Source organism: Clostridium sp. ATCC BAA-442 (assembly GCF_964239415.1).
In the GTDB taxonomy this organism is placed as follows: domain Bacteria; phylum Bacillota; class Clostridia; order Oscillospirales; family Oscillospiraceae; genus Flavonifractor; species Flavonifractor plautii.
On sequence record NZ_CAXSQB010000049.1, the window covers coordinates 1 to 26,961 of the forward strand.

Annotated in this window: 25 protein-coding genes, 1 tRNA gene and 1 pseudogene; 10 read left to right on the forward strand and 17 right to left on the reverse strand. The window is 56.7% G+C overall.

Going from position 1 to position 26,961, the window contains the following annotated elements; translation table 11 throughout:
• The 4 genes from ACESY8_RS16060 to ACESY8_RS16075 all read right to left on the reverse strand — a co-directional run.
• Window positions 1-969 (reverse strand): acyltransferase family protein (locus ACESY8_RS16060; protein WP_498794859.1); only part of this gene is annotated, 969 nt, incomplete at its 3' end.
• Window positions 966-1,691, reverse strand: a complete 726-nt coding sequence (locus tag ACESY8_RS16065) for a M15 family metallopeptidase (protein WP_044939938.1) — start codon at window positions 1,689-1,691, stop codon at window positions 966-968. The genes ACESY8_RS16060 and ACESY8_RS16065, both read right to left, overlap by 4 nt.
• Entirely contained in the window at window positions 1,688-2,740 is a 1,053-nt protein-coding gene (gene vanG / locus ACESY8_RS16070; protein WP_148341214.1) for a D-alanine--D-serine ligase VanG, read from the reverse strand. The genes ACESY8_RS16065 and vanG overlap by 4 nt, the downstream gene beginning before the upstream one ends.
• Before the next feature lie 165 nt (window positions 2,741-2,905).
• On the reverse strand, window positions 2,906-3,259 hold the full coding sequence (locus tag ACESY8_RS16075) for a hypothetical protein (RefSeq protein WP_055178868.1): 354 nt from the start codon (window positions 3,257-3,259) through the stop codon (window positions 2,906-2,908).
• Between the two features lie 195 nt (window positions 3,260-3,454).
• Here ACESY8_RS16075 and ACESY8_RS16080 point away from each other — a divergent pair, with 195 nt between their 5' ends.
• From ACESY8_RS16080 to rbr, 3 genes are read left to right on the forward strand one after another with little or no spacing between them, the layout of a single operon-like run.
• Window positions 3,455-3,838: a Fur family transcriptional regulator gene (locus ACESY8_RS16080; protein WP_243276600.1), complete on the forward strand. Its 384-nt coding sequence runs from the start codon at window positions 3,455-3,457 to the stop codon at window positions 3,836-3,838.
• Window positions 3,839-3,896: 58 nt separating this feature from the next.
• Window positions 3,897-4,283 carry a desulfoferrodoxin family protein gene (locus ACESY8_RS16085; RefSeq protein WP_054338573.1) on the forward strand — a complete coding sequence of 129 codons (387 nt, stop codon included), beginning with the start codon at window positions 3,897-3,899 and terminating at the stop codon, window positions 4,281-4,283.
• A 51-nt stretch (window positions 4,284-4,334) separates the two neighbouring features.
• The gene (gene rbr, locus ACESY8_RS16090; RefSeq protein ID WP_007491437.1) at window positions 4,335-4,868 is read left to right on the forward strand and encodes a rubrerythrin; all 534 of its coding nucleotides are present in this window, start codon (window positions 4,335-4,337) and stop codon (window positions 4,866-4,868) included.
• Window positions 4,869-4,994: 126 nt separating this feature from the next.
• On the opposite strand, the gene ACESY8_RS16095 is transcribed toward rbr, so the two are convergent.
• The 5 genes from ACESY8_RS16095 to ACESY8_RS16115 all read right to left on the reverse strand — a co-directional run bounded on the left by ACESY8_RS16095 (window position 4,995) and on the right by ACESY8_RS16115 (window position 10,041).
• The gene (locus ACESY8_RS16095; RefSeq protein ID WP_009256766.1) at window positions 4,995-6,101 is read right to left on the reverse strand and encodes an ABC transporter substrate-binding protein; all 1,107 of its coding nucleotides are present in this window, start codon (window positions 6,099-6,101) and stop codon (window positions 4,995-4,997) included.
• Window positions 6,102-6,164: 63 nt separating this feature from the next.
• Entirely contained in the window at window positions 6,165-6,971 is an 807-nt protein-coding gene (locus ACESY8_RS16100; RefSeq protein WP_044940607.1) for an ABC transporter permease, read from the reverse strand.
• A 32-nt stretch (window positions 6,972-7,003) separates the two neighbouring features.
• Window positions 7,004-7,816: an ABC transporter permease gene (locus tag ACESY8_RS16105; RefSeq protein ID WP_021631361.1), complete on the reverse strand. Its 813-nt coding sequence runs from the start codon at window positions 7,814-7,816 to the stop codon at window positions 7,004-7,006.
• Window positions 7,806-8,936: an ABC transporter ATP-binding protein gene (locus tag ACESY8_RS16110; RefSeq protein WP_021631362.1), complete on the reverse strand. Its 1,131-nt coding sequence runs from the start codon at window positions 8,934-8,936 to the stop codon at window positions 7,806-7,808. The genes ACESY8_RS16105 and ACESY8_RS16110 overlap by 11 nt, the downstream gene beginning before the upstream one ends.
• 133 nt (window positions 8,937-9,069) lie before the next feature.
• Window positions 9,070-10,041: an RluA family pseudouridine synthase gene (locus ACESY8_RS16115; protein ID WP_021631363.1), complete on the reverse strand. Its 972-nt coding sequence runs from the start codon at window positions 10,039-10,041 to the stop codon at window positions 9,070-9,072.
• A gap of 231 nt (window positions 10,042-10,272) precedes the next feature.
• Between ACESY8_RS16115 and ACESY8_RS16120 the strand changes: the two genes are divergently transcribed.
• Entirely contained in the window at window positions 10,273-10,776 is a 504-nt protein-coding gene (locus ACESY8_RS16120) for a YceD family protein (protein WP_007491424.1), read from the forward strand.
• A gap of 41 nt (window positions 10,777-10,817) precedes the next feature.
• Window positions 10,818-11,015 carry a 50S ribosomal protein L32 gene (gene rpmF, locus ACESY8_RS16125; protein ID WP_007491422.1) on the forward strand — a complete coding sequence of 66 codons (198 nt, stop codon included), beginning with the start codon at window positions 10,818-10,820 and terminating at the stop codon, window positions 11,013-11,015.
• A 440-nt stretch (window positions 11,016-11,455) separates the two neighbouring features.
• Here the strand turns inward: rpmF and mutS are convergent.
• Window positions 11,456-13,069, reverse strand: a pseudogene (gene mutS, locus ACESY8_RS16130) (DNA mismatch repair protein MutS); the annotation flags it as partial.
• A gap of 126 nt (window positions 13,070-13,195) precedes the next feature.
• On the opposite strand from mutS, the gene ACESY8_RS16135 reads away from it, so the two are divergent.
• From ACESY8_RS16135 to ACESY8_RS16155, 5 genes are all read left to right on the forward strand, one after another.
• On the forward strand, window positions 13,196-14,566 hold the full coding sequence (locus ACESY8_RS16135) for a DUF512 domain-containing protein (RefSeq protein WP_054338574.1): 1,371 nt from the start codon (window positions 13,196-13,198) through the stop codon (window positions 14,564-14,566).
• Between the two features lie 22 nt (window positions 14,567-14,588).
• Entirely contained in the window at window positions 14,589-15,914 is a 1,326-nt protein-coding gene (gene der / locus ACESY8_RS16140; RefSeq protein WP_009256769.1) for a ribosome biogenesis GTPase Der, read from the forward strand.
• 2 nt (window positions 15,915-15,916) lie between these two features.
• Window positions 15,917-16,642 (forward strand): glycerol-3-phosphate acyltransferase, encoded by a 726-nt coding sequence (locus ACESY8_RS16145; RefSeq protein WP_007491415.1) that lies wholly within the window; start codon window positions 15,917-15,919, stop codon window positions 16,640-16,642.
• Window positions 16,639-17,640, forward strand: a complete 1,002-nt coding sequence (locus tag ACESY8_RS16150) for an NAD(P)H-dependent glycerol-3-phosphate dehydrogenase (protein WP_009256770.1) — start codon at window positions 16,639-16,641, stop codon at window positions 17,638-17,640. Before ACESY8_RS16145 ends, ACESY8_RS16150 begins: the two co-directional genes overlap by 4 nt.
• Window positions 17,641-17,740: 100 nt before the next feature.
• Window positions 17,741-17,817, forward strand: a tRNA-Pro gene (locus ACESY8_RS16155).
• Between the two features lie 179 nt (window positions 17,818-17,996).
• Here ACESY8_RS16155 and ACESY8_RS16160 read toward each other — a convergent pair.
• The 7 genes from ACESY8_RS16160 to ACESY8_RS16190 form a co-directional block, all read right to left on the reverse strand.
• The gene (locus ACESY8_RS16160; RefSeq protein ID WP_009256771.1) at window positions 17,997-18,911 is read right to left on the reverse strand and encodes a class I SAM-dependent methyltransferase; all 915 of its coding nucleotides are present in this window, start codon (window positions 18,909-18,911) and stop codon (window positions 17,997-17,999) included.
• Between the two features lie 542 nt (window positions 18,912-19,453).
• Window positions 19,454-19,666, reverse strand: a complete 213-nt coding sequence (locus ACESY8_RS16165) for a sigma-70 family RNA polymerase sigma factor (RefSeq protein WP_009256772.1) — start codon at window positions 19,664-19,666, stop codon at window positions 19,454-19,456.
• Window positions 19,667-20,363: 697 nt separating this feature from the next.
• Window positions 20,364-21,065 carry a hypothetical protein gene (locus ACESY8_RS16170; RefSeq protein ID WP_009256773.1) on the reverse strand — a complete coding sequence of 234 codons (702 nt, stop codon included), beginning with the start codon at window positions 21,063-21,065 and terminating at the stop codon, window positions 20,364-20,366.
• 101 nt (window positions 21,066-21,166) lie between these two features.
• Window positions 21,167-22,090 (reverse strand): C39 family peptidase, encoded by a 924-nt coding sequence (locus ACESY8_RS16175; protein WP_024722897.1) that lies wholly within the window; start codon window positions 22,088-22,090, stop codon window positions 21,167-21,169.
• 87 nt (window positions 22,091-22,177) lie between these two features.
• Entirely contained in the window at window positions 22,178-23,410 is a 1,233-nt protein-coding gene (locus ACESY8_RS16180; protein WP_404861474.1) for a sensor histidine kinase, read from the reverse strand.
• Complete coding sequence (vanR, locus tag ACESY8_RS16185; protein WP_035299772.1) at window positions 23,343-24,044, reverse strand: VanR-ABDEGLN family response regulator transcription factor; 702 nt, start codon at window positions 24,042-24,044, stop codon at window positions 23,343-23,345. The genes ACESY8_RS16180 and vanR overlap by 68 nt, the downstream gene beginning before the upstream one ends.
• A gap of 2,704 nt (window positions 24,045-26,748) precedes the next feature.
• Window positions 26,749-26,961 (reverse strand): hypothetical protein (locus ACESY8_RS16190; protein WP_498794860.1); only part of this gene is annotated, 213 nt, incomplete at its 5' end.

The window sequence follows — 26,961 nt, forward strand, 5'->3', positions numbered from 1 at the left end:
GGCGAAGGGGAGGGCCAGAAGGGAGGAGAGCAGGACCACGGCCAGATAGTGTACAAGACAGTTGTCCACCAGCAGGCCGGTGAGGCCCACCACCCCGGCGCCGCCCCGGATGAGGACGATGCACCAGGGGTGGAGGACATACACCGCCGCCGCCCAGCCCCGGAGGGCGGGAGCGGACGGGAGGGACAGGCGCTGGAGCCACCGCAGGAGGAACCCGACGCACAGGGGGAGGGAGAGGTAGAGGGCGTCAAAGCGGGCCAGGGCGAGGCGCTGCACCAGCAGGCCTTCCGCCGTCAGTAGCGCCAGGGAGAGGAGCAGTCCGGCCCCGTACCAAGCCGCGCTCCGGCGGGCAGGCCTCAGGGCCAGCCAGCCCCCCAGCAGCAGAAAGACAGGGGGGAAGAACAGGCCGTTGCGTGTGTAGTCGAAGAGGAGGAACAGGGCCTCGTACCCGGCCCGGAGGGGCGGCAGGGCGGCGGTGAGGCCGAAATAGCTGTCCCCCAGCAGCCCGGCGGCATAGAGCAGAAGGGCGGGAAGCCACGCCCAGCGGGGCCCCAGGATGCGCAGAAGGCCGTACACCAGGCAGGCCCCCAGCACCAGGGCGGGGAAGTACCACAGGTGGTAAAAGGTGCCGTTGAAGAGCACATCTCGCAGCAGGGCGAAGCCGCTCTCCTCCAGGGTGTGGTTGTAGAGGTTCAGGGGGAGGTAGAGCAGGACCGCGGCCCCGTAAAGCAGCAGCAGCTTTTTGACAAAGGGGATCAGGGCGGCCCGCCCCTCCCGGAGCAGACGGGGCACCAGGAACCAGCCGGACACCGAGAAGAAAAAGGGGACGGCGATGCGGGCCAAAATGTCGGTCAAAAGGTAGTTGGCCTCCCCGTTCAGGGAGAGCAGAGGGCCGGTATGGATGGCGATGACCAGCAGGGCGGCGGGGACGCGGAAGCGGTCAAAGCCGCCGAGCGACTCGGTTTTCATCCCGCATCCCTCCACAGAGTGAGCACCACGCCGCCCTCGTTGGTGTCACAGCGCTGGCAGGGGACGTCGGCGGGCAGGGTGAGGGTGTCCGCCGCCCAGACGGGCAGGTAGTAAAGCTCAAACAGACGCCCCAGCCCCCGGAAACGAAGAGGTTCCCCTCCCAGCGGGAAGTCGTGAAGCCACTCCAGATATTCCTCCAGTACCAGATGACGCTCCTCCATCAGCTTGGCGTGGGGCCAGCCCACGTACCGGAAGTGCCACGGCTCGTATCCGATGCCGGTAACATCCTCCTTCCCCTTGGGGTAGCGGAGGACAAAGCCAAAGTCGGCGGCCCGGCGGCGCAGCGCCCCGCAGGGGCCGGAGTCGGGGAAGGCGGGGCAGAGGAAGTCCACCTCCGGCCTATTCTCGCCCAGATCAATGGCCAGCCCGGTCTGGTGCTCGCTGCACCCGGGGCGGGCCACATAGGTCTCGGTGAAGGCTTTGCCGTGCTCGGCCAGGGCGTCCTCCCAGATGGCCTGCTGCTCGGTTTGAGGGCGGTAGCCGCTGACCGGGACGATCGCGCCCACGCTTCCCACGGCGGCGAGAAGCTGATCCAACATCACTTTGGCTCGCTGGTGGAGACGCACCTCGGTTTGACCGGAGCGGACGGAGGCGAGGACCTCCGCGGAGGGCTCCTCCGGCAGGGGATGGGCGCGGTTGACCAGATACAGCGTACCTTTCATGCGTCCACCGCCAGTCCGATGAGACGGTCCAGCAGAGGGCCGAACTCCAGGCCTATGCTCCGCATCATGTTGGGGTAGCGGCTGTGAGCTGTGAAACCGGGGATGGTGTTTACCTCGTTAAAGACAATGCGCCCGTCCGGCGTGAGAAACAAATCCACCCGTGCAAAGCCGGAACACTCCAGCGCCCGGTAGATCAACTGGGCGGTCACCTGAATTTCTGTTTCCTTCTCCTGGGAAATTCGGGCGGGCATGTGTATGCTGGAGGTGATCAGGCCGTACTTCTCCGTGTAGTTGAAAAAGCCGCCGGAGAGCTCGATCTCGTCCACATGTCCCACCGTCAGAACCTCATTGCCCAGTACGGCGCAGCCCACCTCAAAGCCGGGCACGGCCTCCTCAATGACCACCTTGCTATCGTGGGCCAGGGCGGCGGTGACGGCTTCGGCCAACACGCCGGGCTCCTCCACCTTGGTGATGCCAAAAGAGGAACCCGCCCGTGCGGGCTTGACAAACAGGGGATAGGTCAGGCTGGCAGTGCGCTCCGGCAGGGTGTCCAGCCCTTCTCCGGCGCGAAAGAGGATGGAAGGGGGCACCGCTACACCGGCGGCCTGGACCAAGCGGTGGGCCACGTCCTTGTCCATGCATAGGGCGGAGGCGAGCACCCCGCAGCCCACTACGGGGATACCTGCCAGCTCCAGCAGGCCCTGCACCGTGCCGTCCTCCCCGTTTTTGCCATGGAGTACCGGAAAGGCGGCGTCCAGATAGCGGGTGGAGGGCCCAGCGGGGGCGATGAGCAGCAGGCCGTGGACGCCGCGGTCGGGGGAGATCACCGCCGGGACGGTATGGCGGGCGTCGGTGTGCCAAGTGTCGTCCAGCAGGGCGTCCACCGGCCCCTGGTAGAGCAGCCAGCGCCCATCCCGTGTGATGCCCAGGAGGACGGGCTCGTACCTGTCCCGGTCCAGATGAGTGAGTACCGCGTGGGCGGACTGGAGGGAGATCTCATATTCGGTGGAAGAGCCGCCGAACAGGACGGCCAATGTGATTTTTTTCATGGGGGAACACCTCCGTCAGAATGGGCTCTCGCCTGTTCTTTTATTATAGAGGGAGTATATCAGGCGTTTCTGACTTCCAACCGACCAAAGGCTTACAATCCTCTGAACCAAATCTTAAAAAAAGCAGTCAAAAAGCGGTATGGTCTCAGACCATACCGCTTTTTGTCATTTTGTGGCTCGCTTTACACCGTTGCCGATGTCTTTGGCGGCGTCGCCAACGCCGTCGACGATGTCGCGGGCTGCATCGCCCACACCGCGGGTTACGTCCTTGGCGGCATCCCCGGCATCCCGGGCCGCGTCACGGGCGGTCGAGCCGCCGTCCTTCGGGTGTTCGGTACCCTCCGGGGCGGGCGTGGTGGTATTGGGGGCTGCGGGGGTGTTCTCCGGCATGGTGCTGGGCTGGGAGGTGACAACCGGCGAGGGAGTCGGAGTCACATCAGGGGCTTTATCGCGGGTACAAGCGGTCAGCGGCAGAGCCAGAGCGAGCCCGATGCCGAGCAGAGTCCATGTGCGTTTCATGTGTGTTCCTCCTGTTCCTTCCAATGGATTTCGTTCAGATGGATTCACCCAGCACCTAGTATACGTTATTCCACGCTGATTACACGCGGGAAGAAGTGTCAGAGAAAAAAGGGTTGCAATTTCCAGAAAGATCTGCTAATATAATAATAACAGTAATAGTTACTGTTTATAATGTGCCGAGAAAAGAGGTGGCTCATGAACGGCAAGCGCTATTCCCGGCAGCGGGAATTGATCTATGAGGCTTTGCGGCAGACAGAACAGCACCCCACGGCGGAGATGATTTATCAGTGGCTGAAGCCGGCCAATCCCAGCCTGAGCCTGGGAACCGTTTACCGGAATCTAAACCTTTTGGCAGATGAAGGTGCAATCCGCCGGATGGCATTTCCGGTGGAGCGCTATGACGCAAAGACAATACCCCACCCTCATTTCTGCTGTGACCAGTGCGGGGCGGTTTACGACCTGCACCTTCCCTACGATGCGGAGCTGGACCGGCAGGCACTGCTGGCCAGCGGGCACGATGTCACGGGCCATGAGGTGGTTTTTCACGGAATTTGCACAAAGTGCAAACAACTTCATTGATCTTTTCTTAAAATATGATAAGATGTGACCATCAAAATTAGAAAGGAAGGTTGTTCCAATGGAATTCAAGCTGTATCGCTGTGCCCACTGCGGCAATGTCATTTTCAAGGTGGTCGACAAGGGTGTTCCTGTCATGTGCTGCGGCCAGAAAATGGAGGAGTTCGTCCCCAACACCACCGATGGTGCTATGGAGAAGCATGTCCCTGCGGTGGAAAAGACTGCCCATGGCAGCGGCTATTCCGTCAGCGTGAAGGTGGGCAGTGTGGAGCACCCCATGCTCCCCGAGCACTACATCTCCATGATCGCGGCGGTGGATGGGGACACCGTCACCATGAAGTTCCCCAAGCCCGGCGAAAAGCCTGAGCTGAAGACCTTCTGCCACAGTGAGAAAGTGGAGGCGTACGAGATCTGCAACCTCCACGGCTTCTGGAAGGGCGAGGGCTGAGAGGGCCCGTATTTCACTCAAAATCTGATTTAGAAAGGAAGGCTGAGCATTATGGAGCTGAAGGGAAGCAAGACGGAGGCCAATCTGTGGAAGGCGTTTGCGGGGGAGAGCATGGCCCGCAATAAGTATACTTATTTTGCCAGCAAGGCCAAGAAAGAGGGCTTCGAGCAGATCGCGGCCATCTTTGAGGAGACCGCCGGCAATGAGAAGGAGCATGCCAAGCTGTGGTTCAAGGAGCTGGGCGGCATCGGCGATACCGCTGCCAACCTGAAGGCTGCGGCGGCGGGTGAGAACGAAGAGTGGACCCAGATGTATAAGGAGATGGCCGAAACCGCCCGCGAGGAGGGCTTTGAGAAGCTGGCTTTCCTGTTTGACGGCGTCGGCAAGATCGAGAAGGAGCATGAGGAGCGCTACCTGACCCTTTTGAAGAACCTGGAGGAGGGTGTGGTCTTTAAGCGCGGTGACGAGTATGTCTGGAAGTGCCGCAACTGCGGCCACATCCACTTCGGCAAAACCGCTCCTGAGGTCTGCCCCATCTGTGCCCATCCCCAGGCCTATTTCGAGATCCGCAGCATCAATTACTAAGAAGAGACGTACGACAAGCGCTGTATAAAGCGGGTCCGACCTGACGGTCGGGCCCGCTTTGGCCGTCAAAAACCTTATTTTAACAGATAGACTGCCCCGCCGGAGACCCGGCGGGGCAGTGTGCTTTTACTTTAGCAGGCGGATCCACTCGCTGTTGTAGAGCTCACGGATTTCAGGGGAGAGACAGGCAAAGCTCTCCGTCTTGGCATATACGTCGTCGGTAGGGTAGGCATAGGGATCGTTGGCGGTCTCAGGGTCCAGCTCCTCACGGACACTCAGCAGAGGGGAGGAGTACCAGATCTCCTCACAGTTCTTGAGGCCGGCCTGAGTGGAGCACATGAAGTTAATGAACTTCTCGGCGTTCTCCTTGTTCTCCGCGCCCTTGGGGATGCACATGGCATCCACGTAGAGATTGGTGCCCTCCCGTGGCAGGGCAAAGGCCAGGTCAGGGTTGTTCTCCTGCATGGTAAGAAAATCGCCGTAATAGTAGGCGCCGATGAGGGCGTTTTCACCCTCCAGCTTGTCGAAAATCTCGTCCATGACGTAGGACTGCACCAGGGGCTTCTGCTCTACCAGAAGGTTGGTGGCCTCCTTGACCTGGGCGGGATCCTCAGTGTTATAGGAGTAGCCCAGCTTCTTGAGGGCAATGCCAATGGCGTCGCGGGAGTTGTTGAACATCAGAATGTCGCCGGAGAGCTCCTCATCCCACAGAATGTCCCAGGTTTCCACATCCTTCTCCGCAGGGTCAATGTAGGCGCTGTTATAGATCACGCCCAGCAGGCCCCACATGTAGGGGACGGAGTAGAGGTTCTCCGGGTCGTACTCCGGGTTTTTCAGATTGGGGTCGATGTCGGCAAAGTTGGGAATATTGTCAAAGTTCAGCGGCTCCAGCATGTCCTCCTCGATGAGCTGACCGATCATATAGTCTGAGGGGATGATGACGTCGTAGCCGCCGGCACCGCCGGCCAGCTTGCCGTAGAGCGCCTCATTGGACTCAAATGTCTGATAATTGACCTTGATACCAGTCTCCGCCTCGAAATCCTCCAGAACGGACATATCAATGTACTCGCCCCAGTTGTAGACGTTGACCACGCCGGCAGTGCCGGTGTTGCCGCTGGAACTCTCGCCGCCCGGTGTCTCGGCTGTGCCGGAAGGCGATCCGCCGGTACAGCCGCTCAGGGCCGCCGTGCTGAGGGTTGCCAGTGCCAGTACAAGTGCAATTTGCTTTTTCAATTCCTTTCGTTTGCCCCTTTCAAAAAATAATATTATATCAAGGCGGGCTGCCTTTGATATCCGTCAGTTCCCATGAACCATGCGGCGCTTGTCCTGCCGGGTCTGGCGTACATTGACGATGACCAGTAGGGTGACCACCACCACGAAGAGCAGGGTGGACAGGGCGTTGATCTCCGGGCTGACCCGCTTCTTGGCCATGGAATAGATGACCATGGACAGGGTGGAGAAGGTGGAGCCGGCGGTGAAGTAGCTGATCACGAAATCGTCGATGGACATAGTGAAGGCGATGAGCAGGCCGTTGATCACGCCGGGCATGATCTCAGGCAGGATCACCTTTCGGAAAGCCAGAAAGCCGGGAGCGCCCAGATCCTGGGCCGCCTCATAGATATTGGGGTCAAGCTGCTGGAGCTTGGGCATGACGCAGAGGATGACGTGGGGAATGTCGAAGGTCAGGTGGGCGATGAGCAGGGTGACAAAGCCCAGGTTCCACTTGATGCCCAAGGCAGCTCCCAGTGTGCCGTTAAAGACGTTGACCGCCAGTACAAAGAACAGCATCATGGACACGCCGGTGATGATGTCCGCGTTGGTCAGGGGGATGTTGTTGATGGTGGTGACCACCGTGCGGCTGCGGCGGCGGAAGTTGGTGAAGCCGATGGCGGCTGCCGTGCCAATGATGGTGGAGATCACTGCAGCCAGAATGGAAACCGCCAGTGTGACCCACAGGGCGTCCAGGATCATGGAGTTCTGGAACAACTCCTTGTACCAATCCAGGGTGAAGCCGGACCACACCGACCGGCTCTTGGACGCGTTGAAGGAGAACACGATGAGCACGAAGATGGGCAGGTAGAGGAACAAAAAGACCAGCAGCATAAAGAAGCGGCTGCCGATGCGCCGGGACTGTTTCACAGGAACGACACCCCCTCTTCTCCCTCGCCAAAGCGGTTCATAATGGCCATGCAGACCAGGACGATGACCATCATTACCAGGGCGATGGCGGAACCCAGCCACGGGTTATAGGTGGTCCCCATGAACTGCATCTCAATGAGGTCGCCCAGCAGCAGGCTCTTGCCGCCGCCCAGCAGACGGGAGATGACAAAGGTGGACACCGAGGGAATGAACACCATGGTCACGCCGGAGAGCACGCCGGGCAGGGAGAGGGGGAAGGTCACCCGGCGAAAGACCGTGAAGGAGTTGGCGCCCAGATCCTGGGCGGCCTCGATCACCTTGGGGTCGATTTTCTCCAGAACGGAGAGGATGGGCAGAATCATGAAAGGCAGGAAGTTGTAGACCATGCCCAGCACGACGGCCCCCTGGGTGTTGATCATCTGGAAGGGGCCGATACCAAACAGGCCCAGAAAGCTGTTGATCAGCCCCCGCTTCTCCAGCAGGAACATCCAGGAGTAGGTGCGCAGCAGGAAGTTCATCCACATGGGCAGCATGATGAGCATCATGGCCACCCGGCGCACCGCAGGACTCTCCTGGGCCAGCCAGTAGGACAGGGGATAGCCGATGAGCAGACAGATGAACGTGGCAATGATGGCCAGTAAAAAGGAGCGCCCGAACACGCCGGTATACTGGGCCATGGTAGAGAAGTTCTCCAGCGTGAAGCCGCCGGCCTGGCTCGTGAAGGCGTAAAAGACGATGATCAGCAGGGGAGCCACCACAAAGATGGCCATCCAGATGACATAGGGAACGGCAATGCCCTTACTCTTCATCCTCGTTTCCCTCCTCCGGGCCCTCATTCAGCTCGTCATACTCCGAGCTGTAGGAGCTGTAGTCGCCGAACATACCGGAGTAGCGGCTCTTCTTCATGATGTGGAAGCCGTCGGGGTCGATCTTCACCCCAATCCTGGCCCCCACTGGGGAGAAGTCGGTGGTCTGGATGAGCCACTTGAAGCCCTTGAAGTCCACGATGATGTCGTAATGCATCCCCTTGAAGGTGACCTCGGTGACAGTGCCGGTGAGCTGGCCCTGCTCCACGGGGACAATGTCGATGTCCTCCGGGCGGATGACCACATCCACAGGCTCGTTGGGCTGGAAACCGCCGTCCAGACAGGGGAATTTCTTGCCGTACATCCCAACCACCCTGTCCTCATGCATGATGCCGTCGATGATGTTGGACTCGCCGATGAAGTCAGCCACAAAGGCGTTTTTGGGCTCGTTATAGATATCCTGGGGGGTACCGATCTGCTGGATACGCCCTTCATTCATGACCACGACCGTGTCGCTCATGGTGAGGGCCTCCTCCTGGTCGTGGGTGACATAGACAAAGGTGATGCCTACCTGCTGCTGGATGCGCTTGAGTTCGATCTGCATATCCTTACGCAGCTTGAGATCCAGCGCACCCAGCGGTTCGTCCAGCAGGAGTACCTGGGGGCGGTTGACAATGGCACGGGCGATGGCAACCCGCTGCTGCTGGCCGCCGGAGAGGGAATTGACCGAACGCTTGCCGTACCCGGCCAGGTTGACCAGGGCCAGGGCCTCTTCCACCCGCTCCCGCAGCTCCGCCTCGGGCACTTTGCTGATGCGCAGACCGAAGGCCACGTTTTCAAAGATGTTCATGTGGGTGAACAGGGCATACTTTTGAAAGACGGTATTGACCTTCCTCTTATGAGGAGGAACGTCATTAATCCTCACGCCGTCAAAAAACACGTCGCCAGAGGTCGGCTTCTGAAAGCCGCCGATGATACGGAGCGTCGTGGTTTTGCCGCACCCGGAGGGACCGAGCAGCGTGAGGAATTCCTTGTCGTTGATATAAAGGTTGATATGGTCCAGAATGACGTCGTCGTCAAATTTCATGAAGCAATCCGACAGGCGGATCAGTTCCTTGGACATGTATCCTCCCCCATTTCTAAAAGGTAGTAAAGGGCGCACCCAAACCGGCGGTTGGGTACGCCCTAATGACGAAACAAATCATATATGTTCTTGCGAAAAATGTCAATAATAAAACGAAATATTTTCAGGGATTTTATACCCGCTCCCCGGTGGGAAAGTATTCCGCCACGAAATCCACCTGCTCCACGGTGAACACGCGGCCCCGCAGGTACTCCAGCAGCCCGGCGTCGGTGGGAAAGGTGAAGGCCAGCTTATAGGAATAGAGGGCCTGGAAGGAACGGCCGTACTTCTTGTTGTCCCGCTCCCGGCCATACTTGCCGTCCCCCAGCAGAGGATGGCCGGCGGCGGCGAACTGGGCGCGGATCTGGTGGGTGCGGCCGGTGAGCAGCTCGCACTCTACCAGGGACAGTCCGCCCGCCGTCCGCAGAGTCTTATATAAGGTGGCGGCGCTCTTGCCGCCGGGGACGGGGCGGGAGAAGACCTTCACCTGGGCCCGGTCCTCATCCTTGAGTAGAAAGCCCTCCAGCTTCCCCTGGGATGGCTTCATGCGGCCGTGGACAATGGCCAGGTAGAACTTGGCGATCTCCCGGTCCCTGATCTTCTGGTTAAGGATGCGCAGGGTCTCGGCGTTCTTGGCGGCCATGACGATGCCGCCGGTGTTGCGGTCGATGCGGTTGCACAGGGCCGGAGTAAAGGAGTGCTCGTCCCGGGGGTTCCACTCCTTCTTTTGGTAGAGGTAGGCCTGGATATGGGTGATGAGGGTGCTCACCTTTTCGTGCTCGTCCGCGTGGCACAGCAGGCCAGGCCGTTTGTTGAGCAGCATCAGGTTTTCATCCTCATAGACGATGTCCAGGTGGGGCTTGAAGACGCTCAGAAAGGCGTTCTCCTCCCTGGGCTGCTCGAAGAACTCGTCGTTGATGTATAACTGGAGTATGTCCCCCAACTGGAGCCGCACATCCCGCTGGGAGCCCTTCCCATTGACCTTCACCCGCTTGAGGCGGATGTACTTCTGGGCCAGCGGCGCGGGGAGGAGGGGGAGGGTCTTGGCCAGCCAGCGGTCCAGCCGCTGTCCGGCGTCGTTTTTTCCGATGGTGAATTCTTTCATAGTCTGCCTCACAATTCATTTGCATCCATTATAACATAAGCGCACAACCGGGGAAAGAGGGGAAAGGGCTTGCGCAGCACGGTCAAGCTGTGGTATCATAAGAAGGAAATCCGCCGTAAAGTAGTACAGCCTGCCGGACTTTGAAAAAATGTGGGTTTCCACGAAAAAAATATTTGACATTGGCCGCGGGTTTCGTTATAATGTCTGCTGTGCCATTGTGTGAGGTGTACCATGCGACTGGATCTCCGTTCTATTCTTCATGTTCCCGGGGCTTCGCTCCCCTTCTCGTTTGCGTTGGATCTGTCCGGCCTGGACTTCTATGGAGAGCATCCGTTTGCCGGCCCGGTACAGGTGTCTGGTACAGTGCGAAATCAGGCGGATGCCCTCGTTCTGGAGGGGACGGCGGAGACTACGCTGGAGCTGGTGTGCGACCGTTGCCTCAAGCCCTTCTGCCGGGATATGCGCGTTCCGGTGGACAGCCTGCTGGCCGAGACTCTGGAGGACGAGGAAAACGACGAGATCCTGCTTCTGGATAACGGTACGGTGGATCTGGATGAGGTCTTTACCACCGCTTTGGTGCTGGCCATGGACTCCAAGCATGTGTGCTCCGAGGATTGCAAGGGGCTGTGCGCCACTTGCGGCGCGGATCTCAACGAGGGACCCTGCGGCTGCAAGCCTGAAATTGATCCACGTTTTGCTGCCCTCGCGCAGCTGTTGGATAAAGAGTCTGAGTAAGTTTTGCCCGGCCAGGGCATGAACCTAAGGAGGTGTCATAGATGGCAGTCCCTAAGAGTAAAGTGTCCAAGCAGCGCCGGAACAAGCGCCGTAGCTCCGTGTGGAAGCTGGAGACTCCCGGCGTTACCACCTGCCCCAAGTGCGGTGCGTTCCGTCTGCCCCACCGGATGTGCAAGAGTTGCATGAGCTACAACGGCCATGAGTTCGGCAAGGTGGAGGCTACCGCCGAGGCGAAGTAAATAGCCCGAAAAGAACGAGGGGAATCACCCCTCTTTCTTTTTGCCCGGAAATGGGGTAGAATAGAAGCGTGGAGCGCCCGGGAGCAGGGCAACAGAGAACTGCGCAGACCGAAAAACAGGCTGGACGCAGTCCAGCGGTATTTTCGGCGGAGCAGTGAGCAGTTGCCCGTCGCGGAGGGCGCGCAGCGTGACAGCGTCGCCGCAAGCTCCAGATCCTTCGCTTCGCCGCAGGCGGCAAAGCTCACTCCTTCCGCTGCGGCTCCTTTCCCCACCGAACCCGCGGCCGTCGCCGCTGGGCTTCGGCGGGGGCCCCGGAAGTGGGGGAGCGCACCGCGCCGTATGGCCGGGCGGCGGCCCCGGAGAATCGCAGCAGACCACAAGGGCCGCCCTTGCAATAAGACGTAGGGGCGGGTGCCCACACCCGCCCGCCGGGGCGGGGACTAGAGCATCTGCTTGAGCTCGTAGAGCAGGTTCATGGCCTCGATGGGGGTGAGCACGTTCACGTCCACATCCCGCAGGCGGGCGGCCGCCTGGGCCGCGCCCATGTCCAGCAGGGAGACCTGCTCCTCCGGCTGTGCGGCGGCCGGGGCGGGGGCGGCGGGTACGCCCGCCTCCAGCTCCTCCAGGATCTTCCTGGCCCGGCGGAGCACCGGCTCGGGCACTCCGGCCAGCTTGGCCACCTCGATGCCGTAGCTCTGGTCGGCGCCGCCCCGGACGATCTTGCGCAGGAAGAGGATGTCGTCCTTCTTCTTTTTGGCGGCGATGTTGTAGTTCTTCACCCCGGGGATCTGCCCCTCCAGGGCGGTCAGCTCGTGGTAGTGGGTGGCGAAGAGGGTCTTGGCCCCCAGGCGCTTCTTGTCCGCGCAGAACTCCAGCACTGCCCGGGCGATGGACATGCCGTCGTAGGTGGAGGTGCCCCGGCCGATCTCGTCCAGGATCAGCAGGCTCTTGGCGGTGGCGTTTTTCAGCAGCTCGGCCACCTCGGTCATCTCCACCATGAAGGTGGACTGCCCGGCGGAGAGGTCGTCGCTGGCGCCGATGCGGGTGAACACCCGGTCCACGATGCCGATGCGGGCGGAGCGGGCGGGGACGAAGGAGCCCATCTGGGCCATGAGCACAATGAGGGCCACCTGGCGCATGTAGGTGGACTTGCCCGCCATGTTGGGGCCGGTGATGATGGCCACCGTGTCGTCGCGGTTGTCCATGTGGGTGTCGTTGGGGACGAAAAGGGCGTGTTTGAGCATCTTCTCCACCACCGGGTGGCGGCCCTCGGTGATCTCGATGGCGTCGGAGAGATCCACCTCGGGGCGGCAGTAGCCCTGCTCGGCGGCCACGGCGGCGAAGGAGGAGAGCACATCCACCTGGGCCACGGCGGCGGCGGAGCGCTGAATCCGCCCCACCTGGGCGGCCGCCTGCTCCCGCAGGTCGCAGAACAGCTCAAACTCCAGGGCGGTGATGCGGTCCTGGGCGGAGAGGATCTCGTGCTCCAGCTCCTTGAGCTCCTGGGTGATGAACCGCTCGCAGTTGGTGAGGGTCTGCTTGCGGATGTAGGTGTCGGGCACCTGGTCGTAATAGGACTTGGACACCTCGATGTAGTAGCCGAAGACCTTGTTGTAGCCCACCTTCAGGCTCTTGATGCCGGTCTTCTCCTTCTCCCGGGCCTCGATGGAGGCCACCAGGCCCTTTCCGTTGGCCATAATGTCCCGCAGGCGGTCCACCTCCGGGTGGTAGCCCGCCCGGATGAAGCCGCCCTCCCGGACGGAGAAGGGGGGCTCGTCCACGATGGCCCGGCCGATGAGCTCCCGCAGCTCGGTGAGATCGTCCAGCTCCTCCCGCAGGGAGGCCAGCAGGGCGGAGGAGCAGCCGGCCAGCCGCTCCCGCAGGGCGGGCAGCCTGCCCAGGCCGTTTGCCAGGGCCACCAGATCCCGCCCGCCGGCGGTGCCGTAGACAATGCGGCCGATCAGCCGCTCCAGATCGGTGATCTCCCGCAGGGTGAGGGTCAGCTCCTCCCGGCCGATGGCGTCGCCCACCAGTTCCCCCACCGCCCCCAGGCGGGGGGGGGGGGGGCCCCCCCCCCCCCCCGCCGGGCCGATGAGGACATCGGCCCCTACGAAAAGAAAGGGGCGGGCGGCCGCAGAGCCACCCTCTGTCACTTTATTTTTTTGAGGAGCCCAAAACGTATGAGCCTGACGAAAATCAAATCCGTGGACGCCCACAGTCCGGCCCAGAGGGCGGGTGTCCGGCCGGGTGAGACGCTGACCCACATCAACGGACGCCCCATTGTGGATGTGCTGGACTATAAATTTTTTGCTTACGACCCCCGGCTGGAGCTGACCCTGGTAGGAGGGGACGGCCGCAGCCGCACCCTGCGGGTACGCAAGGCGGAGGGGGAGGAGCTGGGCCTCAATTTTGAGACCTATCTGATGGACAAGGCCCGCTCCTGCGCGAACCGGTGTATCTTCTGCTTTGTGGATCAGATGCCCCCCGGTATGCGGGAGACACTCTATTTCAAGGATGACGATGCCCGCCTGTCCTTCCTGATGGGGAACTATATCACCCTGACCAACCTGTCGGAGCGGGAGATTGCGCGCATCGCAGAGCTGCGCATCAGCCCCATCAACATCTCGGTTCATGCCACTGATCCGGCCCTGCGGGAGGCCATGCTCAAGCACCGGCGGGCGGGGGAGTGTCTGGCCATCATGGAGCGATTTGCTGCGGCGGGCATCACCATGAACTGCCAGATCGTGGCCTGCCCCGGCGTCAACGACGGCCCCGCCCTGGACCGCACCCTGCGGGAGCTGGGGGCACTCCACCCGGCGGTGGGCAGCGTGGCGGTGGTGCCGGTGGGGGTGACCCGATTCCGGGAGGGCCTGTATCGGATCGACCCGTACACTCCGGCCCAGGCCGCGGCGGTGCTGGATCAGGTGGAGGCATTTGCCGCTTCTTTCCTGAAAAAGCACAGCACACACCTGGCGTGGTGTTCCGACGAGTTCTACCTGCTGGCCGGCCGTCCTCTGCCAGAAAAGGGATACTATGAAGACATGGCCCAGCTGGAAAACGGCGTGGGGATGCTCCGCCTGCTCACCAGTCAGGCGGCCATGGCCCTGGAGGACATGGAGCTGGAGGAGGCCCCGCCCCCGTTTGCCATTGCCACCGGTGTGTCTGCCGCCCCCTTCTTGCAGAAAATCGTTGACATGTGCCGGGAAAAATGTGGTAATATAATAGGAAACGTCTATCCGGTGCTCAACTACTTTTTCGGGGAGACCATCACGGTCTCTGGTCTGATTACCGGACGGGATCTGATAGAGCAGCTCAAGGGGAGGGCGCTGGGCGAGCGGCTGCTCATCCCGGACAGCATGCTCCGGGCGGGGGAACGGATCTTCCTGGACGACGTCACTGTGGAGCAGGTGGAGGAGGCCCTGGGGGTGCCGGTGACGGCCCTTCCGGCTGACAGCGGCTTTGACCTGGTGGACGCCATTCTGGGGCTGCCGGTGGAGGCGCCCGCCTATGCCCTGCCGCCGGAGGGCGACTATTATCGCTACAACCCGTGACAGAGAGAGTGAGGGTGCTATTATGAAGCCTTTGATTGCAATCGTGGGCCGGCCCAACGTGGGCAAGTCCATGCTGTTTAATAAATTGGTGGGCCAGCGGTTGTCCATCGTGGAGGATACCCCCGGCGTCACCCGCGACCGGCTGTACGCCGAGGCGGAGTGGAGAAACCGGAAGTTCGACCTGGTGGACACCGGCGGCATCGAGCCCTCCGCCGACAGCCAGATTTTGGCCTTTATGCGCCAGCAAGCGGAGATCGCCATCCAGCACGCCACGGTGATCCTCTTTGTCTGCGACATCAAGACCGGCCTGACCGCCTCCGACCAAGAGGTGGCCAACATGTTGCTGCGCTCTCAGAAGCCGGTGGTGCTGGCGGTCAACAAGATGGACCAGGTGGGGATCACCAACCCAGACATTTATGAGTTCTATAACCTGGGACTGGGGGATCCCATCGCGGTCTCCGCCGTCCACGGCCATGGCACCGGGGATCTGCTGGATGCCTGTATGGAGTATTTCCCCCCTGAGGACGAGGAGGAAGAGGAGGACGATGTCATCAAGGTGGCGGTCATCGGCAAGCCAAACGTGGGCAAGTCCTCCCTGGTAAACCGCATCCTGGGGGAGCAGCGGGTGATCGTCAGCGACATGGCGGGCACCACCCGGGACGCGGTGGACAGCTATTTTGAGAACCAGAAGGGCAAGTACCTGTTCATCGACACCGCCGGTATGCGCAAGAAGTCCAAGGTGGACGACCGCATCGAGAAGTTTTCCGTCCTGCGGGCCACCATGGCCATTGAGCGGGCTGACGTGTGCCTGATCCTGGTAGACGCCAACGAGGGAGTCACCGAGCAGGATACCAAGGTGGCCGGTCTGGCCCACGAGGCGGGCAAGGCATGTATCATCGTGGTCAACAAGTGGGACGCCATTGAGAAGGATGACAAGACTATGGACCACATGCGCCAGGACATCCGCAGGGACCTGTCCTATATGACCTACGCCCCCATTGTCTTCATTTCCGCCCTCACCGGACAGCGGGTGGACCGTCTCTTTGACCTCATCAACTATGTCAATGACCAGGCATCCCTGCGCATTACCACCGGCATGCTCAACACCGTGCTGGCTGACGCCACCGCCCGCGTGCAGCCACCCACCGACAAGGGACGCCGTCTGAAGATCTACTATATGACCCAGATCGGTATCAAGCCCCCCCACTTTGTTTGCTTCTGCAACGACGCCAAGCTGTTCCACTTCTCCTACCAGCGCTATCTGGAGAACCAGATCCGCTCCACCTTTGGCCTGGAGGGCACGCCAGTCCGGCTGACCATTCGGCAGAAGAGCGACAAGGAGGGATAGTCATGGCAGATCCTACAACAGTTCCCACGGGAATACAGCCTAACCTTCCCGCCGCACTGAGTGAGCTGGGGGCGGCCCTATTGCTTCCGGCCCTGCTGATCGCAGTGATCGCCTACTTCTGCGGCTGCTTCAACGGGGCGGTCATCGTCTCCAAGTATATCCTGCGGGACGATGTGCGTACCCATGGCAGCGGCAATGCCGGGCTGACCAACTTCTACCGCACCTTCGGCGGGCCGCTGACCTTTGTGGTCATCCTGACCGATGTGCTCAAAGCAGTCGTGGCTGTATGGGCTGGCATCCTGGCGGCAAAGTATTTGGTGGCGGATGAGCTTCTGGTAGTGGCGCTTGGTAAGTACTGGGCGGGAGCTTTCTGCCTTCTGGGGCACATGTTCCCCTGTATGTTCCACTTTAAGGGGGGCAAGGGGATCCTCTCCGGCGGCACCATCGCTATCATGATTGATTGGCGGGTGGCGCTGGTGGTGTGGGGGGGATTCCTGATCCTGGCCGCGCTCACCAAATGGGTCTCCCTGGGCTCCATCTGGGCCGGGGCATCCTTCCCCTTTGCCACTTGGTTTGTGTACCATGACGTGGTGCTGCTGGCGCTGGCCATTCTGCTGGGCGGCCTGATCGTCTGGAAGCACCGGGGCAACCTGAAGCGTATTCTGAACGGAACGGAATCCAAGTTCAGCCTGCACCATAAAAAAGATGAGGGGGCGCCGAAAGCATGAAGATCGCAGTGATGGGCAGCGGCGGTTGGGGGACAGCCCTGGCCCTGGTTCTGCTGGAGAACGGACATGAGGTCACCCTGTGGTCCTATAGGGAGGAGGAGTCCACTATCCTGCGGGAGAAGCGGGAAAACCCCATGCTGAAGGGGGTGCCCCTGCCGGATGGACTGGCGTTGACCTCTGACCGGGAGTGCGTGAAGAACTGTAAGGTGGTTGTGCTTGCTACGCCGTCCTTTGCGGTGCGTACCACCGCCCGTGCTGTGGCGTCCCTGTTGGAGCCCTCTGCGGTGCTGGTGTCGGTGTCCAAGGGCATTGAGAAAGATACCTCTCTGACCCTGACCGACGCCATTGCTCAGGAAGTGGGGGAGGGGCATCCCATCGTGGCCCTTTCCGGCCCTTCCCACGCCGAGGAGGTGGGCCGTGGCGTCCCCACTGTGGTGGTGTCCGCCTCTCGAGACAAGGCGGCGGCGGAGCTGGTGCAGGATCTCTTTATGAATGAGCGGTTCCGTGTTTACGCCTCCGACGACGTAGTGGGTGTGGAATTGGGCGCTGCGTTAAAAAACGTCATCGCCCTCTGTGCCGGGATCTGTGACGGCATGGGCTTCGGCGACAATACCAAGGCCGCCCTGATGACCCGCGGCCTGACGGAGATCGCCCGCTTGGGCGTGGCCCTGGGCGGCCGCAGAGAAACCTTTGCGGGACTGTCCGGCGTGGGTGACCTGATCGTCACCTGTACCTCCATGCACTCCAGAAACCGCCGTTGCGGCATTCTGATCGGCCAAGGCACCCCTGCCGCTGAGGCGGTAAAGGAGATTGGCGCTGTGGTAGAGGGCTACTATGCGGCCGCCACCGCCCGCGCCCTGGCTCAGAAGGCGGGGGTTGAGATGCCCATCACAGAGGCGGCCTATCAGGTATTATACGGCGGACGGGATACCAGGGCCGTGATTAAGGAGTTGATGACCCGCGCCCGGAAGCACGAGCTGGAGGATAGCTGGGTCTAAAAAGGTTTTCGAAAAAAATCGAGAAAAATTGAAAAAAACACTTGCATCTTTTCGCAGGATGTGGTAATATAATCAAGCCGTCCGATGAGGGCGGCGACTTCCGGGTGTGGCGAAGTTTGGTATCGCGCTTGAATGGGGTTCAAGAGGCCGCTGGTTCGAATCCAGTCACTCGGACCAAACAATGATAATCCGAACTACATTATCCAAGTGGGTAATGTGTTCGGATTTATCATTTCTATTGAATATGTGCTTTGATGGACAAGGGCGGGACTATCACCCCGCCCTTGTTTTTTTAGATCTTTTCTGATATTTTGTGTCTGTCAGACAAATCAAAGATTTGCAATTGAAAATTATGCTTATTGTTTCACTGCAAGGCAATAATTCGTATTGTCAAAAGCACTCATTTGATTTTTAGGATTGGCCTCATTATAGAGCGCAAAGTATTGCTCTGTTATTCCCTGGGGCTCCAAGTGCTCATATATCAAAAATTCATGTGCTGAAAGCAATTGTTCGATATCAGAGTAGGAATAACATGCCAACATTTTTTCGTTTGCAACACCCGCCAGCATGAATTGCTTTTTTGTTCGTTCTCCGGCTTTTTCAGTATAGCTGTTTTCATCTGGATAATCAAATATAATGGAACTGCCTTTCGCCACAATACTACTTATAGAAGAAATTACCGATTCGAAGGATTCCTTTGAGAGATAATAGGCGACACCAAGAATGGAACAGTAACTTATTTTATCACTATTAAACGAGTTGTGATTTTGCATTTCTTTCTTCCATGTTCCTTTTGTGAAGTCTGCTTCAATGTAGTGAACATTGTCGGGAATTACAATTCCGGCACTTTTCAGCCGCTCTTGTTTATCTCTTGCGGTAGCCGGATGGTCTACCTCAAAAATTTGCAATGCCTTTGCCCATAATGGTTGCCGATACGCAAAAGTGTCATATCCGGCTCCCCAAATTAAATACTGTTCTGTTCCCGTGCGAACAGCCCACTCAAGAGATTTTTCGGCAAAAGCCGCCCTGCCAAGTGGCGAGGGAGATAGTTGATTATCAACAACCCATCTTAATGCCTGTTCTGGTTCTCCAACAAATGATGGATTGAAAAATCCTATTCCATTCGACATATTCTTTGCTATTTGATTAAATTCTTCATCAGTCAGTAAATCTCTTGCCAAGCTGTCATTAAAAATTGTAACCTCATTGTTTAGCGCATGATACGCCCTTGAGAATGCGCTTATCAGTGCGGTTAAGCTTTTTTGCTCCATTAAAAACACCTCCTGTATACTTAATACATCCTTGATACAAAAAGCTCAAGACTTGAAATTTCCCTGATTTTGTGGTAATATAAAAGCACAAAAAGGGATAATTTTATGAATTTTATAGTAACGCCCAGAAATAAACTATGGTATAAGGCGGGAGCATCGTTGCTGATGTTCCCGCCTTATGTATTATGCCTGTTCTGTTGCGTTGGCGTCCCGCCGAGCCTTCCACTCTGCAAACTCCCGTTGCCCTTCCTCGCTCTCGAAAAGGCTTGAATTTCCGGGAGCAGGACACGGGCCAGGGCTTCCGATTCATGGAGGGGAACTCCCGTGCCCTAGTTAAGGCTTGCGTGAATCGCCCGGCCAGCTGTCCATTACCTCCCGAAGCTGGCTGTCCTGGCGGTGCGCCTTTTATCGCTATTCACGCGGGGGTTGTATCCGAAATACTGTGTATTCAGTTGTCAGTGGGAGGGGGACCCTCTTATCTATTAGGCGGATTTTAGGGCAAAGGTCCTCTCTTGCAGAGAATTTTTCAAACTATTTTAAATTTAGCAGACCCTGCTGATCCCCACGCCCTCGACCCTGGCAATTTTTTTACTGACGCTGAGAATGTAATAAGCATGAACGCGCCGGGCCTGGACAGGCGGGAGTTGGACGATGGCTGCATGGAGGGGGTCCCGATCTTCACCGGTCTCTAGAGGCTGCTCCGGGGACAGCGGCGGGTAGGGCATGTCGGCCTCAAAGCCGTGATCAGTGCCCATGGAACGCTCGCCATGATCCTGCTTGTGGCGTTTGTAGCTGTCACACAGGCGGCCACCAATGAAAGAGTCACAGTAATTTCGTCTGATGCCTCCAGAATGACGCGCTCGGTCAAATGGGGATAGTAATTGTTTAGAATGATAGTTTTCATTTTTAGTCTTTATTTCGGTGTTCAGCAGTTGACGGACTGGCGGATCGAAATGGAGGATGGCGGGGAGCGGCGCCCAGGCCAGCCGCCCCCACCTCTGGCCGCGATGGCCAGAGGTAGTCTGGTATAACAACGTCCGCACGGCGCAAGACCATGCGGACAGATATAACATGATTTTCTTTCGGGCACTGGCAGATTTCTGCTACAAGGCCAGACAGGGATACCGGCAGAAAACGACCATTTTCGCAGTTGACCGCGGAATGGCCCCCTAATAGGGCCGGACTTTCTTTGATGAATAACCATCAGTCAGCTTGCTGCATGGTAACAACATGGCAGTATCCTCCTATAATCCGCCGTATCCTGCGCATAAGTAAACGGCAGCTTATTGCTAAACCGCCGTTAGTACAAGAAATCCGAGCATGAGGGAATATGTGCCCAGCGGCGGTTTTTTCTTTCCTGCCGCTGGGCAGATAACTTTTGACGTATTTTTTACATAGCTGTCATCAGGCTAAATAGAATCCCCCTGTGAATTTTAGCTGTCATGCAGACCTTTACGAAATCTCTCGGATTAGGATGAAGGGGGTAAGCTGGCGGTCTTGGCCTGCGGGATTATCTACAATCAGAGCCAAAAGCTGAGAGTCGGGCCAATTCTGGAGCTGTTCACTTTTTCCCAGAAGTTCGACAGTCAAATCGTTGGCATCCACGACCATCATCACAATTCCGGTTTTGAGATATACCTCATCACAGACCTTATCCGGCTTACTGGGAATACGAATCCCAATATGCGCATACTCCGGGATGTCCCTCCCCCAAAAGCCGTCTAGTCCCCTCACCTCATCGTCCAGCATGTCGTAAAAAGTACCGTGGATGCCGCGGAGCTTATTAAGGCCGGCGCAGACAGCCGCCTTGAGGACCTTTCCCAAGCCGCAAAAGTTGATGGCAAACTGCATTTTAACAGGCAGGCCCATCCCGGGCCCAGCCGCCGTCTGATGGACAAAGCGTGAAAGAAGCTTGGCCCAGAAGCCTGGTTTGACCTGTTCCTCAGTCACTACCCGCCCTTGGCATAGGGCAATGACTTTTTCGCTGGCGGAAAGAATATCTCCCGGTTGGTAGACTGGTATGACATATCTCTCCAGGAGGTCGATATAATTCTCGCCTACCTGGACGAAATGTGTTGTAATCGCATGGCGGGCATACGTCTTGCCGTTAGCTTGAATGGTAACGGCCTTTCCTTCGTTGGCGTAAAAATCCATGGGAAAGATTCCTCCTATATAATACGCAAATTGAAATAAGTATCCTGGTACGTTGCCTCCTTACTCTCCGCGCTTTCTGGCGGGGTACAGTTTGGACCATTTTATAAGGCTTGAAATGCCCATAGATTGCTGATTTGCGGTTTCAAAGTATCATAATCCCACAGCATATTGCTCCGCTCCGTACTGTTGGGATCATTGACTGTAAACTGTCCGTCCTTTATGCCGGTAATCACAATAAAATGTCCGGTTGTTGTAAAATCTCCGGGCCGCATACTGCAAATGATGGGGCGGCCTTCCTTCAAGACACCCTCCATAATCGATTTTGTCAAGGGCAGTTCCTCCCCGATTACTCCGAAGTGCTTCGCTCCTTCGCTCATAAGTGTCCAGGCAGTCCCAGCGCCGGGAACATAGTATCCCTGCTCACTGGCGTATTGGGCCACTACATACGGCGTAATGGTGTCATCGCCCGTTAAGCTGGTAATCACCATGGATAAGCAGGCTGGCCCGCATCCACTGACGGCAACGGAGCTGTTGCCATAGTCGCCGTAACCCCAGCGTTGATCGTATTGCAGAAGAAGCGGAACTTCTCCGCCTTCAACCTCTCCGACAGTTTCAGCAAAAACCTGCCCTACTTTCTCTGGATACTCTAAAACAAAATTCAGCATATCCAGGTTTCTGGACAGCATTTTCAAAATATCCTCGGGATAGATTTCGCAGTTATCTATGACCTGCTGAACCCGCTGATCCTGGCTCACCAAGTCTTGCAGTTTCTGACAGACTTCATGATCCATCGGCGCCTGGGTAACATCTGTACTTTTTTGCCTGCTGTCTGCCGTCCCGCACGCATCATGCCGGGATTGATTGGTGCCCGAGGAAGATGCGCCGCTATCATTCTGAAATAAGGTTCCTCTAAAAAGCCAGACTCCTGCGATGACAAATGCAAAAACAAATGCGCACCAAAACATCACTACCCGCTGGTTGCGTTTGTGACTCCGCCTGGTTTTTTGGCCGAATGTTTCTTTCATAGGTATGCTCCTTTTCTAAAATGCAAAATAAACCACGCTCCTGACAGTTATCATTGTACTGAACAGGAGCGTGGCAAGTTTGAATATTCAGTTGTTTGTTTCTTGAGAAAAACTTGAGGAAGGATAGATGTTTTCTGAATCTGCCGCAGGCAGTTGAACCGTAAATGTGACTGTGTCATTTTCGCTCGATGCATGGATCGTACCGCCATGTAAAAGAATAATTTCCTTTGCAATTGCCAGCCCAAGCCCCGTGCCGCCTGTATCAGAAGCGCGGGATTCATCCAAGCGGTAGAACTTATCAAAGAGGGAGGACAACTTCTCAGCCGGGATTGTATTCCCCTTGTTTTGAAAAATGACGAAGACATGTCCTCTCACTTTCTCGGTAGAGATTCTGATTTCTGTATTCAGATAGCTGTATGCCGCCGCATTTTTTAATATATTGCTGAATACACGGGCCAACTGATCCGCATCCGCACAAACTGTTAAATCTTCATCAATTTCCAGTTTAATTGAGAGCCCGCGCTGAGAAAAGACCGGAGACAACTCATCGGATAATTGTATCAGCATATAGGAGAGGTCTATCGACTCTTTTATTAGCTTGATTTGCTGTAAATTGTATCTAGTGATTTCAAAGAATTCATTAATCATCTTTTCCAGCCGGTACGCTTTTTCCAATGTAATACGTACATGCTTCACACGCTGAGGGGCTGGCATATCCGGATCTTCGTGCAAAAGGCTCAGGTAGCCGATAACGGATGTGAGTGGGGTACGAATATCATGGGCCAGATACATTACCAACTCATTTTTCCGCTGTTCCGCAAGGGCCGTTTCCGCCTTTTGTCGCTCCAGTGTCTGCTTTACAGCATTTAATTTACTCTCAAATGGCAGCATTTCTGGTGATAGGCGGATCGCTTTTGAATCGTCCACCTGCAGAGCGTCAATTCCCTGATCGATCTCCTTGAAGTATTTGGTCATCCATCGGAATAGGCGCAGGAGCAAAAACGCAAAGACGAATGTAATTGCCGCTGCGAAGAACACTTCCCTGTAACTTCGAAAATAGTAGAAATAGATCATGTTCGCAGTTTCACGGTCTACTCCAAAAAAATGCATCAAAAAGTATGCAATTAGGTTTCCTCCTCGCTGTCTCCACAGCAACACATAAAGAACAATTACGATAAGGATCGATAACAAAGCGTTACCGCAAAAACGACGCGTGATTTTAGCCCGAAATGTAGCATAATCGTTGCTGAACTTAATCTTCAATTTTATAACCGACCCCCCATATCGTTCTGATATATTTTGGATTGTCCATCGTATCATTCAGCTTTTCTCTTAAATGGCGAATGTGGGACGTGATTGTGTTGTTCGTTTTACTGTAATATTCATCCGCCCAAATTCTGTAAAAAAGCTCCTCGGCGCTGACAACCGTTCCCTTGCTTTCTAAAAGGATCTGTAAGATCGAAAATTCAGTAGGCGTCAGCGTAAGTGATTTTCCATCCAACAAACACTGGTGAGCTTTTACATTCATCTCCAAACCGGCGTGGGTCATGACATCACCGGCCTCCGCTTCAGCTTGCGCGGGATTGTATTTTTTGTACCGCCGCAGCTGAGATTTCACCCTTGCAACTAATTCAAGCGGACGAAAAGGTTTTGTCATATAGTCGTCTGCACCAAGTGTCAGACCGTTGATTTTATCCGTTTCTCCGTCTTTGGCTGTCAGCATAATAATTGGATATGTGTGTCTTGTCCTGATTTTCTGGCATAGCGTATATCCATCTATATCCGGTAACATGACGTCCAGGATCGCAAGGTCAAGATTTGTTGTGTTGATACAATCGAGGGCTTCTTTTGCAGAATAGAATTTAAACACGCTATAATTTTCGTTGTTCAGATATACTTCAATCAAATCCGCAATCTCGACCTCATCATCGACGACTAGTATTTTGTCCGGCATGATACTTCGCTCCTCCTTTGCATTGTCCGCCACATATTGTAATAGAAAGGGATATTATAATTGTTGAGCCTTACATGAGAAAATATTAAGATTTTCCTCAGATTTCTATTGTGATTGGGGGAATCGTCAACTACTATTGCAGCAAAATCCTTGAATACATCAAGGATAGGAAGATAATTCGATTTTTTGCATTTCCGCAGGTTTGTGGGGTGCACGTTAGTATCAAGCAAGGCAAGTGTATAGATACTTGACGTTTTTGCACCGCAAAAATGCTTGTTGGGGTGCCCCCAAACCCTCTGGCACTTCTGGCCACGATGAAGCCGCTGACAAAGTCCCCAATTCGGACGTACTTGGGCTGGACCTCCTGGACCGGGTGCCGGACCACAGTCCCGTCTCCCAGCTGCGGTGGAGGAAGCCCTCCTTCGGCAAGAGCTTCCGGCGGCTGTTTGAGGAAATAGTACGCCAGTGTGTCCCAAACGGCCCTGTGACCGGTCGGCTGGTGGGTACCGACTTATGTGAAGGCCAATGCCTCCCGTGCCTCGGAGGAGCTGATGGAGCTCCAGGAGAGCCCAGGGAATTATTGAGACCGTCTGGACACCTACGGGGAGGAGGGGCTGGAGGAACCGGCCCAGTGGACCGGAAAACACCGTTCCAAACGAACCAAACAGCTCAAAAAGGATAGCTGCCACACCAGAAAGCGTGTGTGCCACACTGACCCGGAGGACGGCCATCTGAACCGCCCCGGCAGGCCCCGGGGGGCCCACTACCTGGGCCGCCAGACGGTGGACACCGACCACGGCGTTATCATCGGCGTCACGGGTTTAACCGTGCTTTTCATGCGTGCGAAAAAGTCCTTTGAATGGAGGACTTGCAAATCGGTGTCAAAGGGATTGTCATGGTGGGGCTCCGTGTCAGGCATTGGAGCGCCCTTGGAGATAGGAGCGGCGTGACCCTGCTTCCGGCGTTCATGTTGGATAGCCTAAGGGTGTATCAAATGGAAAACATTAGAGAAAATAAGAGGGACGACAAAATCATTTCCTGCCGCTTCACGGTCTGTCTTGGGCGGGACATAAAATAGAGGTTGGTCACATCGTCCCGCCCATGGCCGAGGAACCCGGCCACGGCCTTTTGGGCCGCATAGGGAGATGTTGGCTTCGTACCATTCGCCCGCGTAGGTGTGTCGGAGGCCGTGGGAGGCCATTGAGCGAGTGGAGTCCGGCTCCTGGGCGTAGGAACGAAAAGTCTGGAGGACCGTGATGTCCTGATGGGTGGGCACACCGTCCGGGATAAGGAGCTTGCATCCCTGTAGCGTCTGCTCGAGATGATACCGGAGGCGTGGCTCCAGGATGGGATTCAGTGAAACCGGCCGGCCGCTCTTGCTTTTCAAAATCAAAAAAGGACGCAGTGCACCCAACGGCGCGGGCCGACTGTTTCTGGCAGATTTCCGCGGGAAACTGCCATCACAGTCAGCACCGGGAGCGGTAAACGCATTGAGGTGACTGGAATGAGAGGATGGAGGCCAGCCGGGCTCCCACAGCGGCCGCGCGTCCTTGGGTGAGGGGCAGATGATACTGCCGGCGTCCGTGGTCCGCCCCCGGCAGCAGGACGGAAAGATACACTGCATACTGGTGAAACCGGTATGGGGAGCGCTCCTCTGCGCCAGGTTTGTGTTATCCTTTTGGACAGAAAAAGGCCCGAAAACAATTCGTGCTTGTTTTCGGACCAGATGGGTGAATATTCCAAATGAAGGCCGGTCTGTTTTTAGCTCTGTCAAGTCTCCAGGGAGTTGGAATAAATCCACGGGTGAGAAATGCCACCTGATAACGGAATTAGCATAGCATAAAACAACACAGCCATATAGCTGCACTTTTTACTATCATTCTAATTATGATGATTAAAATAATTCGTCTTTACATAACCAGTAGATCAGGGCGCAATAAGCCCATTGCCGGCGTACAAACATTACAACGTGCACAACGCGGATCAAAGTCCGACGAACAGACGGCCAGCAATCCGGCGCATGCCCCGTGATTTCAGCGAGTGGTTACAAAAATCAATCACAGCTTTGATACCATAATATATCCTGCTTTTTAACCAGTAAATCTGTATGTAGTATCCGGATAGGGGCGCACTTATACAAGGTGATCTGCCAGTCCTCCTTAACTTACAAGTAAGGTTTACCACAGGAGCCTGAGGGATGTATAGGCGAAGCTTTTTCAACTGTTTAGAAGCTGCTTCTTGCATTTCCGGTCGGAACATTCCGTGTCCCACGCGGGCGGCATGTATTGTTGGAATGCCGAATAGGAGCCGTGGGAGTACCCGGCAAGGACGAGAAGTCCAGCGTCTAAGCGAGCATCCTGTAGGCCGAGGGAATCATTATCCCATGGCGTGAATACAGGTGGCGCTGATCTGCGGGGGGATGCTATGCGTCATTACTCCGTTGTAGTGGATGCATACTTGACAGCCAGGGCAAAAACAGAGAGCGTTACCGGCGTGCACAACGACAGCTTGATTGGTGCAATGGTCGCACACAAGAAGCTGTGAGGCGCAGGATCTGCATACCGTGGCGTACATGGTTACGGACTTATCTGGTTCCACAGTAGAACCTCCTCTCCCAAATACGGTAGAGTATCCTATGACCGCAACGGTTGAGTAGTTCGAAATGGTCCACAAAAAGCCGCCCCATGAAAGGGGCGGCTCAGGACTATAGATCTTCCAGATCAGCAGCAGGGAGGTCATTCTCCAAGTTATCCCGCGCCAGATCGGTGTCCAGCTCGGGGTATGCGTCAACGGGAATCGGACGCTCATGGTAAACCAGCATTGTGGGGCCGGAGGTGCCTGCCACAATGGGATTGGCCTTTTTCTTGGTGTGCTTCGCCTTGCCCTGGAGCTCGGGGACGGGGGGGGCGTCGTTGTG